This window comes from Persephonella sp., assembly GCF_027023985.1.
Taxonomy (GTDB): Bacteria; Aquificota; Aquificia; order Aquificales; family Hydrogenothermaceae; genus Persephonella_A.
Genome location: NZ_JALVTW010000033.1, coordinates 134,403 through 147,918, shown reverse-complemented (window position 1 = coordinate 147,918; position 13,516 = coordinate 134,403). Strand labels below are relative to the sequence as shown.

The 13,516-nt window shown below is 35.4% G+C and carries 17 protein-coding genes and 1 CRISPR repeat array; of the genes, 3 read left to right on the top strand and 14 right to left on the bottom strand.

Annotated features, from left to right (window positions below; all coding sequences use genetic code 11):
* Nucleotides 1-9: 9 nt before the first annotated feature.
* Genes ilvD through ahcY form a run of 5 tightly spaced genes read right to left on the bottom strand, consistent with a single transcriptional unit; the run spans nucleotide 10 to nucleotide 3,893 of the window.
* Complete coding sequence (ilvD, locus tag MVE07_RS09015; RefSeq protein WP_297456540.1) at nucleotides 10-1,683, bottom strand: dihydroxy-acid dehydratase; 1,674 nt, start codon at nucleotides 1,681-1,683, stop codon at nucleotides 10-12.
* A 9-nt stretch (nucleotides 1,684-1,692) separates the two neighbouring features.
* A complete protein-coding gene (locus MVE07_RS09010) occupies nucleotides 1,693-1,917 on the bottom strand; it encodes a DUF465 domain-containing protein (RefSeq protein WP_297456537.1) in 225 nt (74 codons plus the stop codon).
* 2 nt (nucleotides 1,918-1,919) lie between these two features.
* Nucleotides 1,920-2,345 carry a nucleotidyltransferase substrate binding protein gene (locus tag MVE07_RS09005; protein ID WP_297456534.1) on the bottom strand — a complete coding sequence of 142 codons (426 nt, stop codon included), beginning with the start codon at nucleotides 2,343-2,345 and terminating at the stop codon, nucleotides 1,920-1,922.
* Complete coding sequence (locus MVE07_RS09000; protein WP_297456531.1) at nucleotides 2,282-2,635, bottom strand: nucleotidyltransferase domain-containing protein; 354 nt, start codon at nucleotides 2,633-2,635, stop codon at nucleotides 2,282-2,284. The genes MVE07_RS09005 and MVE07_RS09000 overlap by 64 nt, the downstream gene beginning before the upstream one ends.
* A gap of 1 nt (nucleotide 2,636) precedes the next feature.
* Nucleotides 2,637-3,893, bottom strand: a complete 1,257-nt coding sequence (gene ahcY, locus MVE07_RS08995; RefSeq protein WP_297456528.1) for an adenosylhomocysteinase — start codon at nucleotides 3,891-3,893, stop codon at nucleotides 2,637-2,639.
* 104 nt (nucleotides 3,894-3,997) lie between these two features.
* Between ahcY and gatB the strand changes: the two genes are divergently transcribed.
* Both gatB and MVE07_RS08985 read left to right on the top strand, forming a co-directional pair.
* Nucleotides 3,998-5,428 (top strand): Asp-tRNA(Asn)/Glu-tRNA(Gln) amidotransferase subunit GatB, encoded by a 1,431-nt coding sequence (gene gatB / locus MVE07_RS08990; RefSeq protein ID WP_297456525.1) that lies wholly within the window; start codon nucleotides 3,998-4,000, stop codon nucleotides 5,426-5,428.
* Complete coding sequence (locus tag MVE07_RS08985; protein WP_297456522.1) at nucleotides 5,421-6,233, top strand: ATP-binding protein; 813 nt, start codon at nucleotides 5,421-5,423, stop codon at nucleotides 6,231-6,233. Before gatB ends, MVE07_RS08985 begins: the two co-directional genes overlap by 8 nt.
* On the opposite strand, the gene MVE07_RS08980 is transcribed toward MVE07_RS08985, so the two are convergent.
* The 3 genes from MVE07_RS08980 to MVE07_RS08970 are packed head-to-tail and all read right to left on the bottom strand — an operon-like array spanning nucleotide 6,234 to nucleotide 8,207.
* The gene (locus MVE07_RS08980) at nucleotides 6,234-7,004 is read right to left on the bottom strand and encodes an enoyl-ACP reductase (RefSeq protein WP_297456519.1); all 771 of its coding nucleotides are present in this window, start codon (nucleotides 7,002-7,004) and stop codon (nucleotides 6,234-6,236) included.
* 9 nt (nucleotides 7,005-7,013) lie between these two features.
* A complete protein-coding gene (locus tag MVE07_RS08975; protein WP_297456518.1) occupies nucleotides 7,014-7,553 on the bottom strand; it encodes a cupin domain-containing protein in 540 nt (179 codons plus the stop codon).
* A 12-nt stretch (nucleotides 7,554-7,565) separates the two neighbouring features.
* The gene (locus MVE07_RS08970; RefSeq protein ID WP_297456515.1) at nucleotides 7,566-8,207 is read right to left on the bottom strand and encodes a methylthioribulose 1-phosphate dehydratase; all 642 of its coding nucleotides are present in this window, start codon (nucleotides 8,205-8,207) and stop codon (nucleotides 7,566-7,568) included.
* A 94-nt stretch (nucleotides 8,208-8,301) separates the two neighbouring features.
* On the opposite strand from MVE07_RS08970, the gene MVE07_RS08965 reads away from it, so the two are divergent.
* Complete coding sequence (locus MVE07_RS08965) at nucleotides 8,302-8,589, top strand: hypothetical protein (protein WP_297456510.1); 288 nt, start codon at nucleotides 8,302-8,304, stop codon at nucleotides 8,587-8,589.
* Here the strand turns inward: MVE07_RS08965 and MVE07_RS08960 are convergent.
* The 6 genes from MVE07_RS08960 to argH all read right to left on the bottom strand — a co-directional run bounded on the left by MVE07_RS08960 (nucleotide 8,582) and on the right by argH (nucleotide 13,499).
* Nucleotides 8,582-9,286, bottom strand: a complete 705-nt coding sequence (locus MVE07_RS08960) for a methyltransferase domain-containing protein (RefSeq protein WP_297456507.1) — start codon at nucleotides 9,284-9,286, stop codon at nucleotides 8,582-8,584. The two genes, MVE07_RS08965 and MVE07_RS08960, sit on opposite strands and share 8 nt — an antisense overlap.
* Before the next feature lie 106 nt (nucleotides 9,287-9,392).
* Nucleotides 9,393-9,691: a CRISPR direct-repeat array (repeat unit 30 nt; unit sequence GTTTCAATTCCTCATAGGCACGCTAAAAAC).
* A gap of 244 nt (nucleotides 9,692-9,935) precedes the next feature.
* Nucleotides 9,936-10,610 carry a (d)CMP kinase gene (gene cmk, locus MVE07_RS08955; RefSeq protein WP_297456504.1) on the bottom strand — a complete coding sequence of 225 codons (675 nt, stop codon included), beginning with the start codon at nucleotides 10,608-10,610 and terminating at the stop codon, nucleotides 9,936-9,938.
* 3 nt (nucleotides 10,611-10,613) lie between these two features.
* Entirely contained in the window at nucleotides 10,614-11,381 is a 768-nt protein-coding gene (locus MVE07_RS08950; protein ID WP_297456501.1) for an HAD-IA family hydrolase, read from the bottom strand.
* A complete protein-coding gene (locus MVE07_RS08945) occupies nucleotides 11,378-11,836 on the bottom strand; it encodes a hypothetical protein (protein ID WP_297456499.1) in 459 nt (152 codons plus the stop codon). Before MVE07_RS08945 ends, MVE07_RS08950 begins: the two co-directional genes overlap by 4 nt.
* Nucleotides 11,833-12,129: a nucleotidyltransferase domain-containing protein gene (locus tag MVE07_RS08940; protein ID WP_297456496.1), complete on the bottom strand. Its 297-nt coding sequence runs from the start codon at nucleotides 12,127-12,129 to the stop codon at nucleotides 11,833-11,835. Before MVE07_RS08940 ends, MVE07_RS08945 begins: the two co-directional genes overlap by 4 nt.
* Nucleotides 12,126-13,499: an argininosuccinate lyase gene (gene argH / locus MVE07_RS08935; RefSeq protein WP_297456493.1), complete on the bottom strand. Its 1,374-nt coding sequence runs from the start codon at nucleotides 13,497-13,499 to the stop codon at nucleotides 12,126-12,128. Before argH ends, MVE07_RS08940 begins: the two co-directional genes overlap by 4 nt.
* Between the last annotated feature and the right edge of the window lie 17 nt (nucleotides 13,500-13,516).

The following is a 13,516-nucleotide window of genomic DNA, read 5'->3' as shown; positions in this document are numbered from 1 at the left end:
TTTTTAGCCTCAAAAACATTCATCCTCTAATATTGCACCTTTATTGGCAGATGCCACATGTTTTGCATATCTTCTGAGCCATCTGCTTTTGATTTCTTTTTGTTTTGGTTTAAATTCTTTCATCCTTTTTTCAAACTCTTCTTCGGAAATTAACAACTCCAGTTTTCTGTTTGGTATATCAATTAAAATTTCATCTCCATCCTGAATTATCCCTATCGGTCCTCCTGCTGCAGCTTCAGGAGAAATATGTCCTATACAAGCTCCTCTTGTAGCTCCTGAAAATCTTCCATCTGTGATGAGGGAAACTTTATCTCCAAGCCCCATACCCATTATTGCTGAGGTTGGGGAAAGCATTTCCCTCATTCCTGGGCTACCTTTTGGACCTTCATATCTAATTACAACAACATTGCCTTCTTGGACTTTTCCACCAAATATTCCTGAAATAGCTTCTTCTTCACTGTCAAAACATACTGCTGTGCCTTTGAAGACTTGCATCGATGGGTCCACAGCAGCAGCTTTTACAACGCTTCCATCTGGGGCAATATTACCAAACAGTATTGCAAGACCACCTGTTTCACTGTAAGGGTTTGTTATTGGTCTTATTACATTAGGGTCTTTTATTTCAGCATCTTCAATAACTTCTCCAAGTGTTTTTAAACTTACGGTAGGTCTGTCAAGATGTAATAATCCTTTTTTGGATAATTCTTTTAAAATCGCCGATATACCACCTGCTCTGTCTAAATCCTCCATATGATACTGGCTTGCAGGTGCAAGTTTACATAGTGTTGGCGTTCTTCTTGATATTTCATCTATTTTTTCCAGTGGGAACTCAATTCCTGCTTCATAAGCTATCGCAAGAAGGTGTAGGACTGTGTTTGAAGAACCGCCCATTGCTATATCAAGGGTAAAAGCATTTTCTATTGTTTGTTCATTTACTATATCCCTGAACTTAAGGTCTGCTTTAACAAGTTCAATAATCTGTCTTCCTGCCTGTCTGGCAAGTTCTTGTCTTCTCGGGTCAATTGCAAGGATTGAACCGTTCCCTGGAAGTGCTACTCCAAGAGCTTCTGCCAGGCAATTCATAGAGTTTGCCGTAAACATACCGGAGCAGGAACCACATGAAGGACAGGCATTTTCTTCTATAACTTTAAGTTCTGCTTCTGTCATCTGTCCCTGAGCTACGGCACCGACAGCTTCAAAGGCAGTTGCAAGGTCTATTGGCCTACCATCCGGCAAATGACCTGCTGCCATAGGACCACCGCTAACAAATATTACCGGAATGTTTAATCTGGCAGCAGCCATCATCATACCAGGGACAATCTTATCACAGTTTGGTATACATACCAGTGCATCAAGTTTATGTGCTTCTACAACAGTTTCTATTGCGTCAGCTATGATTTCTCTACTTGGCAAGGAATAATGCATTCCTGAGTGTCCCATTGCAATACCATCGTCAACACCAATCACATTAAATTCAAATGGGACACCACCGGCTTCTCTTATTGCATCTTTAACAATCTGTGCAAATTCCCTTAGATGAACATGTCCGGGAATAATATCTATATAGGAGTTTGCGACCCCGATAAAAGGCTTGTTAAAGTCTTCTTCTGTAAGGCCACAGGCTCTTAATAAACTTCTGTGTGGCGCTCTTTCAAAGCCTTTTTTAACAATATCACTTCTCATTTTTTACCTCTACTGATTTTTTTCTAAAAATTCTTTTATCCTTTGTTCCATAAGGTCTTTTAAATAAAGTTTTCTTCTTTTAAGTCTTTCTTCTTCTGCTTCAAGTTCAGGGTCAGGGGGATAATGTTTTTCTAATTTATGAATTTTCCATTTTAATTCCTCTCTTTCTTCATGCCATTTTCTAAACTCTTCATCAGTTTCAAGTAAGATTTTGATAGCTTCTTCCCTTGTCATATTTATCCTCCTTTATTTTGACAATAGTTTCTTATTTTATCAATTATTTCCCCAAATAAAGGAACCACTATATCTTCAAGGTTGTGGTATATAAACTCAGCTGTTTCATAATCATAAATATGCACAATCTCATTTCTAAATCTTACTGTTTTAGGAATTTTATCTTCATATTGTTCATCTAAATTCATGGTTTTATAAAATTGTTTAAAACAATCCATTGGAGAATTACACCCAATTCCTTTTTCTTCTTCTAAAAAAACTTTTATAGTTTTCCATAAACTTTCAAATGTATACTCAAATCTTTTTGCAGAAACTTCATATAAAATTTCCTTTTCTAATTCGTCTGCTAAAGATTCTATTTCTTTCAACTTTTCAAAAGCCTTTTCTGATTGAGTAAGTTTTCTAAGAACTCTTTCCCCGCATGCCATATAATAGCTCCTTTAAGGGCAAACTCTAAAAAATCTAAATTAACTCTCTGGAAATCAACTAAATCTATAATCCGTGCTGTATCAACCCAGTAATTTAGATTTTCTTTCAGATTTAAAAAAATCTCATCTTCTATTTCTTCAGTATAAAAAAGTCCAATATCAATATCAGAATATCTGGAGCCTTTATCTAAAGCAGAAGAACCGAACAATATAACACATACTTTATCCTTATCTAAAAGTTTAAATATCTCATCTAAAATCTGCTGTTTTATCTCAGGTTTTACATTCATATTATGTTCCGTGTTCCCAGCTTGATAGATATTTTTTTTGTTCGTCAGTTAGCTGGTCTATCTTTATTCCCATTGCATTTAGTTTAAGTCTGGCCACTTCAAAGTCAAGCTCATCAGGGACTTTATATACTTTAGGTTGTAGCTTTTGATGGTTTTTGACAAGGTATTCGGCAGATAATGCCTGATTTGCAAAGGACATATCCATAACTGCGGCTGGATGTCCTTCTGCTGCTGCAAGGTTTACCAGTCTTCCTTCTGCAAGAACATATATTTTTCTACCATCTGGAAGCTGATATTCCCTTACATTTTCCCTTATATCTCTTTGAGAAACTGCCATTTCCCTGAGAACTTTTAGGTTTATCTCAACATCAAAGTGTCCCGAGTTCGCAACTATACAACCATCTTTCATAACTTCAAAATGTTCTTTATCAACAACATTAATATTTCCTGTTACCGTAACAATAAAATCAGCTATTTTTGCTGCTTCTTTCATAGGCATAACCCTATATCCATCCATTCTGGCTTCAAGGGCTTTTAATGGGTCTACCTCAGTAACAATTACCTCTGCCCCCATACCTGCAGCTCTCATTGCTACTCCTCTACCACACCAGCCATAACCGGCTACTACAAACACAGAGCCTGCAAGGAGTCTGTTTGTTGCCCTGAGTATTCCATCTATTGTTGATTGTCCTGTTCCATATCTGTTATCAAAAAGATGTTTTGTATAAGCATCATTCACAGCTATTACAGGAAATTTTAGAACTCCATCCTTTTCCATAGCTTTAAATCTAATTACTCCGGTGGTTGTTTCTTCTGTTCCACCGTATATGTTTGGGATAAGTTCCTGTCTTTCTTTGTGGAGCGTTGATATTAAATCTCCGCCATCATCCATTGTTATATTTGGTTTTCTATCTAAAACCTCTTTTATATGTTGATAGTAGGTTTCTGTATCTTCCCCATGAATTGCAAATGTTGGAATATCAAAATATTTAACCAGTGCAGCTGCTACATCATCCTGAGTAGATAATGGATTTGAAGCCGTTAGATAAACATCTGCTCCGCCTGCTTTCAGGGTTATCATTAGATTTGCTGTTTCTGTGGTGACATGAAGGCATGCAGCTATTGTAATACCTTTTAAAGGTTTTTCTTTTTCAAATCTTTCTCTGATTTGTCTCAGGACAGGCATATCTTTTTCTGCCCATTCAATTCTAAGTTTTCCTTTGTCTGCAAGGGATAAATCCTTTACATGATATTCCATAAAAATCCTCCGTATTTTGTGTGTAGTAGTTATTATACTATGTGCTTCACAATTAAAGGGAATTTTGCTAATCTATAGACAATAATAAAAACAGGGAGAATATAATGGGAGAGTTTGAACCTGTAATTGGTCTTGAAGTCCACGTTCAGATGGCAACCCAGACCAAATGTTTTTGCTCCTGTAAAGTTGAGTATGGAGCTGAGCCTAACACAAACGTATGTCCGGTATGTTTAGGAATGCCCGGTAGCTTACCTGTTTTAAATAAAAGAGCCCTTGAGTATGCAATAAAAGCGTCCCTTGCTTTAAACTGCAAAGTTCATGAGCTTTCTGTATTTGCAAGGAAAAACTATTTCTACCCAGACCTGCCAAAAGGATACCAGATTTCCCAGTATGATAAACCACTTGCAACAGATGGATATATAGACATAAAAGTTGATGGAAAAACAGAAAGAATAAGAATTCATAGGCTCCACATGGAAGAAGATGCCGGAAAAACAATACATGAAGGGAAATACTCTTACGTAGATTTAAACAGGGCTGGAACACCTCTTATGGAAATTGTTTCTGAGCCTGATATCCGTTCTGCTGTAGGAGCAAGACTTTATCTTGAAAAATTGAGAAACATAATGAGATATATTGGCGTATCTGATGCAGATATGGAAAAGGGGCAGCTTAGATGTGATGTAAATATTTCTCTCAGGCCTAAAGGTGAAGAAAAATTTGGAACAAAGGTTGAGATTAAAAATATAAACTCCTTTAGATTTGTTCAGAAAGCTATTGAGTATGAGATAGAAAGACAGGCAAAAATCTTGAAAAAAGGCGGTGAAATAGTTCAGGAAACAAGACTTTTTGATGAAAAAACAGGCAAAACATTCACAATGAGAACAAAAGAAGAAGCCCATGACTACAGATACTTTCCTGACCCAGACCTTATACCTGTAAGAATAACAGCAGCTTTTATAAATCAGATTAAAGAAAGCCTTCCGGAACTACCGGATGAAAAAGAAAAAAGATATGTTCAGGAGCTTAAGCTGACTGAATATGATGCAGAGGTTCTGGTCGCAGATAAAGACAGAGCGATTTTCTTTGAAAAAGCAGTTGAAGCCTATTCAAAAAATCCAAAGGCGATAGCAAACTGGATTATCAATGAGCTTTTAGGAAAGCTAAATGAGGAAGGACTTGATATAACAGAAAGTCCTGTAAAGCCAGAGCATATAGCCCAGATTGTTGAACTTATAGACAGCGGAGCAATATCATCTAAGATTGCAAAAGAAGTTTTTGAAGAAGTATTCAAAACAGGCAAAGAACCAAAACAGATTGTTGAGGAAAAAGGACTTAAACAGGTATCTGATGAAGGAGAAATAAGAAAAATTGTTGAGGAAGTGCTTGCAAATCACCCTGCAGAAGTTGAGAAATATAAATCCGGAAATACAAAGCTTATGGGATTTTTCGTTGGACAGGTAATGAAAGCAACAAAAGGTAAAGCAAATCCAAAAATTGTAAATAAAATACTATCCCAGCTGTTAAATGGATAAGATAGATAGTCAACTATTAAATAGAGTTTTATCAAAAATTGATAAACTAATTGGCTCAGAGGATTTAAAAGCAGATTTCAGGGAGGCGGATGCCTTCCTTTTTCATAACAACTCTTTAACTCCTATAAAAAACTACTCAAAAATAGATATAAACTCCCTTATTGGCATTGATTATCAGAAAGAAAAGCTTTTGAAAAATACACAAAAGTTTGTTAAAGGCAATCCCGCAAACCACGCAGTTTTATGGGGAGAAAGGGGAACAGGTAAGTCTTCCATTGTGAAGGCAATGCTTCCAATATTTGCAAACAAAGGTCTAAAACTAATACAGGTTCTAAAAGAAGATATCCTGAATATCTTTAAGCTTTATAATCTAATTCATGAAAATCCAGAATTTAGATTTATTATTTTCATAGATGACCTTTCTTTTGAAGAACAGGAAAAGGATTACAAAGAATTCAAAACAATAATAGACGGTGGAATATACGAAATTCCTGATAATCTGCTTTTTTATGTAACATCTAACAAGAAGAACCTTATTCCTATTAAATTTTCTGACAGAGCTGATGAGTATTCCAGAACATCGGATATCCTTGAAGAAAAGCTATCCCTAATTGATAGATTTGGTCTAAGACTTGGGTTTTACAAGTTTGATAAAAGAACATATCTAAGTATTGTTGAGTTTTATGCTGAAAAGTTTGGGATTAATATTGAAAAAGAAAAACTACATAAACTTGCAATGGAATATGCCACTGAGGCAGGAAGCCTCAGCGGTAGAACGGCACTTAATTTTATAAAAAGTCTTTAATCACATTCCAATTACATTATATCCTGCATCCACATAAAGAATTTCCCCTGTTATACCTGAAGCAAGGTCGCTACACAGGAAAAGTGCTGCATTTCCTACCTCATCAATTGTAACAGTTCTCTGGAGAGGAGCTCTTTCTGCTGCTATTTTTTGTATTTCAGAAAATTGGGAAATTCCTGAGGCTGCTAAGGTTTTAATTGGACCTGCAGAAATAGCGTTTACCCTGATATTTTTTAATTTACCTAAATCCCTTGCAAGATACTTTACAGAAGCTTCTAATGCTGCTTTTGCAACACCCATAACATTGTAGTTATAAACTACTTTTTCTGCTCCATAATAGGAGAGTGTAAGGAGATTACCCCCTTCATTAAACATATCCATAAATTCCCTTGCAATTGTAGTAAAAGAGTAAACGCTTATATCCATAGCCTCAAGGAATGATTTTCTATCTACTTTGTAGTAATAATCCTTTAAAAATTCTTTGTTTGCATAGGCTATTGAGTGGACAATAATATCAATTGTTCCCCATTTTTCTCTAACGGTTTCAGCAAGATTTTTGATATCTTCATCTGAGGAAACATCACATTTTGTAATAATTTCAGCTCCAAACTCTTCTGCTATAGGTCTTACCCTTTTTTCAATTTTTTCGTTCAGATAATTAAACCCTAAGATTGCCCCCTCCCTGTGAAATGCCTTTGCAATTCCGTAGGCGATACTTTTGTTGTTTGCTACTCCCAGAATGAGAGCTTTTTTCCCTTCTAATAATCCCATTTATCCCTCCTAATCATTCATTGTTGCTTTTTCATTTTCGTTGTATATTGCTTCCCATCCTGCCGGTGTTTTGAACACCCTAATACATTTGATTTTTCTTTGTTCATCAAGTTCAAACCAGTGTCTTGCACCTGCAGGAACAACAATTAAATCCCCGGGGCCTACGTGAATATCAACAACTCTTCCCTCAATTTTTACAGGAAATATTCCGCTTCCATCGACAACGAATCTGACTTCATCATCAACATGGTGGTGTTCCCTTTTGAATTTTGCCATCAAATCATCAAGATTTGGGGTTTTTTCAGAAAGGACAACTATATCCTCTGTTATGTATCCTTTTTCTTTTTTGAGTTTCTCAAGTTCTTCTTTGTAAGCGTCTATGATTTCCTGCTGTTGTTCAGGTGTTAGTTCATAATTTTCTCTAAGCTCTGGTGATAATCTTTCTACTCCCCATCTTTCATAAGTAATTCCGTATTTGTCAAGGAATTCTTTTACAGCTTCTACACCTTCTATTGTTTCTCCTGTATCTCTAAAAACTATTTTTGGCATTGGACCCACCTCCTAAAATTTTTTACCGGTAAAAAGCATCATATCTTTCATGTATTCAAACATAAATTCAAATGCTTCTATATGTCTTTTTGCCTCAAACTCATTTCTACCCCATGCATAAATTCCATGATTTCTAATTAGTAATCCGGGAACTTCCGGATTGATTGCTTTGCCTGCTTCTTCTGCCAGTTTGTCTAAATCAAACCAGTTTTCTATTATAGGAACTTTAACAAAGGCATCTTCTTTCCAGATATCCAGTGCTTTTATCATTTCCATATCTTTTAGTGGAACAAATCTATCCTCAAAATAGACCTGAGACACAAAATTGTTATTTACCGTATGAATATGAATAACGCAGCCTGCGTCTGTTTTCTGGTATATCTGGGAGTGGATTTTTGTTTCTGCTGATGGTTTTAGTCTTGTTTTTTCTATAGGTTTTGCATCTTTGTCCACAAAAATAACATCTTCATGGGTAACAGTGCCTTTATCCTTTCCACTGCTGGTTATCGCAAAATAAAGAGGGTCATCATGGAGTTTATAAGAAAGATTTCCGCTTGTTGCAGGAAACCAGCCTTTGTTATAAAGCTTTACTTTTATATCATTAAGAATATTTACAGCTTTCTGCTTTTCTTCTTGATAAAGTCTGTAAGGCATATAACCTCCGGAAAAATTGAGATTAATTTCATTAATTTTATCAAATTTGGTGTTAAAATTTTTTCCTGCTTAAAAATTTTTCAAGGAGTAAGTTGTGGAAGAAAAAGAGCTTTACGGGACATTAACAATGTATGGTGACCCTCAACAAGAGGTCGTAGACGAACTAAGACTGGCAATTCATGATAAGGATGGCAATCTTGTTTTTGCTACTTACTGGGAAACAGCTGTTATGGAAAAAGATGAAATTATAAAATCAATAAATGTCCTGTGCAGCCAGTATGGAATAAAAGAACTTCATACAATAGAAGAAATTCTTCCTCCTGAATTTGAAGTTGTTGATGGAAAGCAGATGAGGGTTTTCAGGACAAAAATTTTTAAGTAGTGTATGCCTTTACAAAGAGTAGTTTGTAGTTGAGTTTTACAGGTTTTTGATAAGATTTGAATTTTTGAACTATTTTTCTTTTCTCCCCTAAAGATTGGCTTTTTGTGTTAATGGCAACCCCTGTTTTGTGTAGATGCATAAGCAGATAGTATCCGTCCTGAAATTCCATTTCTAAATTTTTTATGAAGAAATTCTCTATTCCAAAATTATTTTCTTTTAGGGTTTTTAGAATTTCAGGAACACATAAAAAATCAAACTGGGTATTCCCCAGCATTTGTTCTACTGCTTCAAGGCTTCCCTGCACTGGAATATTAAAAATAAAATCTCCTTTTGGTTTTAAGACTCTCTGGACTTCCTTTATGGTTTTTTTCAGGTCTGCCCAGTGGATTGAGAAGTTAGAAACAACGAAATCAAAGGTGTTTTTTTTGAAAGGGAGATATTCCATGTCTGCCTGAAGACAGCTATTATTGAATTTTTTATAAAACTTTAGCATATCAAGGGCTATATCTATGCCCGTCAAATCCTGCCAGTTTGAAAATCTGTATAAAAATCCTGTGCCGCATCCAAGGTCTAAACCTTTTCCGTCTTCTATTTGTGCAAAGTCTATCAAAATTTTGGCTGCTTCCTTTTGCAGAACAGCCTCCTTATCGTAAATCTCAGAAAATCTGGAAAATGAAAACTTTATAAGGCTTTTCAAATAAACTCCTTAAACTATGATTTTATGAATGACTATTATAATAGAACCTGTTTTGATTATACAGAATATAGGGATTTAAAAAGTTTTAGGCTGATAAACCTTTAAGTTGAAAATTCCTCATAGGCACGCTAAAAACTGCGTAGTTCACAGATTACCGATATATTAAAAGGGAGTGTTTCAATTCCTCATAGGCACGCTAAAAACGTAGGCAAAAAAGGGAAGATGCAGATAACCGATGAGGAGTTTCAATTCCTCATAGGCACGCTAAAAACCTTGCAAAACAAATAGCTATTAAAAGAAAAATCCCTAGTTTCAATTCCTCATAGGCACGCTAAAAACACACGAACGGAATTGACAGTATTTGGGCTGAAGGAGGTTTCAATTCCTCATAGGCACTCTAAAAACCCTGAAATTGATTTCATATTCTATTGTCAAATAGCCATTGATATATCTGGTTGAAATTAAATATACGAAAAATTATAGTCCTTGTCAAATTGAGTTAATTTTCAGTCGACCTCTAATCCCGCAAAAATCCCTGGAGATCGACAAATTATTGATACACAAAGCCGAGATTTAAATTTTAGCCAAATTTCTCGTGAGATTTTGTCTCAATTAAAGGTCGAAAATCTGCGATTGACAGACTCAAATTTTAACCTGAATTTTTTAATCTATCTTTAATAATTTTCAAAACATTTTGAAAAACATCAGACAAAGATTTATCAGTGGTATCAATTATAATTGCATCTTCAGCAGGTCTGAGGGGACTATCTTTTCTGGTTTCATCTAAATGGTCTCTTTCTTTTATTTCTTTTAAGATTTCCTCATAGCTTATATTTAATCCTTTTTCCTTTAGTTCCTTGTATCTTCTTTCTGCTCTAACTTCAGGTGAGGCTGTAAAAAAGAACTTGATATCTGCATCAGGAAATATGACCGTTCCTGTATCTCTACCTTCTATCACTACATTTTTTGCTCTTAGCCCTAACTCTCTTTGCATCTGAACCAGTATTTTTCTGACTTCTGAGTGTCTTGCTATTTTTGAGGCTATTTTCCCTATCTCTTCTGTTCTAATTTCTCTTGATACATCTTCACCATTAAGGAAAACCTGCACCCCATTTTCTGCAGGCTTAAGATCTATCTGAATTTTTTTCATAAGCTCAACAACAGCATTGGCATTATCAGGATCTATTCCTTCTCTTTTTACCATAAGGGCAACTGCCCTATACATAGCCCCTGTATCTATATAGGTAAATCCAAGCTCTTTTGCCAGCATCTTAGCAATTGTTGATTTCCCTGAACCTGCAGGACCATCAATTGTGATTATCATCTCTCACTCCTGCGCATAATCATAGCTGTTTAGTATTTCACATATTTCGTCTGGAGCTTTTATTTTGTATTCTGCCTCTAAATCTTTATTATGTTCATTTTGGTAAAGGATAAATCTGACATTTTTGTTTTCTTCCTTGTTGAAGCTTTCTACCATTTTTTTGTCAGCCTTTGTGTCCCCTATATAAAAAACAGGATTATCAAACTCAACTTTTTCAAAAAATAGTTTCAAAGGATAAGAGGATGGTTTTCTTAGCTCCGGCTGGGGAATATCATCTTCTGTGATTATGTAATCAAAATATTTATACAGGTCAAATTTTTTGAAGGAATAGTCAAGGTCTGAAAATGGTCTTCCGGTGATAACTCCTAATATATCTGCTTTTTTTCTGACCCTTTCTAAAACATCATGGGGGAAAATCGTCTCCTCCCTTTCTCTATGCTGGTGATAAAAATCCTCAAATACCTGAACAAGCTCTTTATAATCAGGCAGCTCAATTCCTTTTTCCTGTGCGTATCTGAACATATCATCAAGGGACTGGCTAAATGGGGCAAACTCTTTTTTGAACTGGGAAAGGGATAATCCTGATTTTGCATAAAGTATTCCTGCTATTGAGGCATCCCAGTCGTTGTTTATATTAAATGAAAACTTTATATCAAGTAGTTCTTCCCTTGGTTTTTCCTCTGCAAAATATTTAACAGTGTCATAAATTGAGTAATGGTAAGATTTTGTAACATCTATCAAAACACCATCAACGTCAAATATTACTATCACTGCCTCACCTCATTAAGAATTTTTTCAAATATATCAATAAAATCTACAAGATGGTTTAAAGCCTCTGCCATCTGCTGATAATCCTGTGCGTATTTATGTGTAAGGCTGTTTCTTAAGGCTCTCATCTCAAACCATAGTTCTTCATTTATACTTATTCCTAATTTCTCTGCAAGATTTACAATGTCTATAACAGACATATTTTCCACATTCTCACCTTTCAAAAGAAGGTAATATCTTATCAGTTTTGCAAGTGTATCCTGAAATTTCATAAATCTATATGTCAGCTGGTCTAAAATCCTTAGATATTCTTTATCTGTCAAAAGTTTTTCTATTGTGTCTGCTTTAAAAGGATAAAACTGCTGTAATGTTTTAATGTCTTCTTTTAAGATTTGTAAGTGTTTTTCTTCTTCATTTAGATATTGATTAAATCTTTTTTGAATTGTTTCTATGTTCACAGTAAAACTCCTTTTTCTACAGCCTCCTTTTCTATATCATTTTTAATGCTATCTGTAATAATCAGATCTATTTTTCTTTCTCCAAGCCTTTTGTAAAGCTGGGCTAAGAGTTTATTTTTTTTCTTATATTTGTCCTCCAAATCTGGAACAAGCACCAGAATATCTATATCTCCGCCTTTTTGCTCAGGATTTGCTCTGCTTCCAAATACATACACTTTTGCTTCATTGCCAAAAACCTGCTGGACAGCTTCTTTTATAGCTTTTATCTGCCAGTCTAAAAGCCTGACGTTCATTGTAATTTTTCTTCCCAGTATTTAATCTGCTCTAAAATCCTTTCTTTCGCTGTTCCGCCATAAGATTTTCTGGCATCTGCAACATAATAAGGGTTGAGGATATTAAGGGCATCTTCATCAAAAAGCGGCGAAAACTTTTTAAGCTCGTCCAGTGTAATACTTTCCAGTTCTCTGTTTTGCTGTGTTAGATAACCGACTATCTGTCCAACAACGTGGTGTGCCTGTCTAAAAGGCATTCCCTTTCTAACAAGGTAGTTAGCAAGATCAGTAGCCAAAGCAAATCCACCTGCAGCTTTTTCCATAACTTCTTTTCTTGGTTTTAGACCTTCTATTATCTTTGTCATTCCTATTATTGAACCTTTCAGGGTTCTAACTGCATCAAAAACCGGTTCTTTATCTTCCTGCAGGTCTCTGTTATAAGCCATTGGAAGACCTTTTACTATAGTAAGGAGTGCAACTAAGTCACCATAGACCCTTCCGGTTTTTCCACGTATAAGCTCTAAAACGTCAGGATTTTTTTTCTGGGGCATTATTGAAGAGCCTGTTGTTAGCTTATCAGGAAGTTCAACAAAGGAGAATTCTGTGGAATTCCATATTATTAGGTCTTCTGATTGTCTTGATAGGTTAGACATACAAATCGCTGCATCAGATAAAAATTCAATTATTGCATCCCTTGAAGCTGTAGCATCAAGGGAGTTTCTCATGATTTGAGAAAATCCTAATTCTTTTGCAGTCATCTCTCTATCTATTGGGAAATCAACTCCTGCCAGTGCTCCACTTCCAAGAGGCATCTGGTCTATACGTTTTAATGTATCTGAAAATCTTTTCTCATCCCTGTTATACATTTCCAGATAAGCTAAAAAATAATGTGCCATTCTTATTGGCTGTGCCCTTTGCAAATGAGTATAGGCAGGCATTACTATATCAACAGTTTCTTTTGCTTTTTCTAAAAGTGCTTTTTTTAGCTGTCGTAAAAGCTGGATTATATTGTTTGTTTCTTCTTTGAGATACAGCCTGAAGGCTGTTATTACCTGGTCGTTTCGGCTTCTTCCTGTGTGGAGTTTTCCTCCTACATCACCAATTTTTTCAATTAATGCCTTTTCAATATTCATGTGAACATCTTCAAGCTCTTTCTTCCACTGGAATTTGCCTTCTTCTATCTCTTTTTTGATTTCTTCAAGACCTTTTATTATTTTTTCTGCATCTTCCTGTGGAATAATTCCCTGTTTTCCCAGCATTCTGGCATGGGCTATACTTCCTTTTATATCATATAAAGCCAGTTCCTTATCAAAAGAAACACTTTCGGTAAACTCCTCAACAAATTCATCAGTTCCTTCTGAAAATCTACCGCCCCATAATTTTTCTGCCATTATCTCACCTCTTTTGT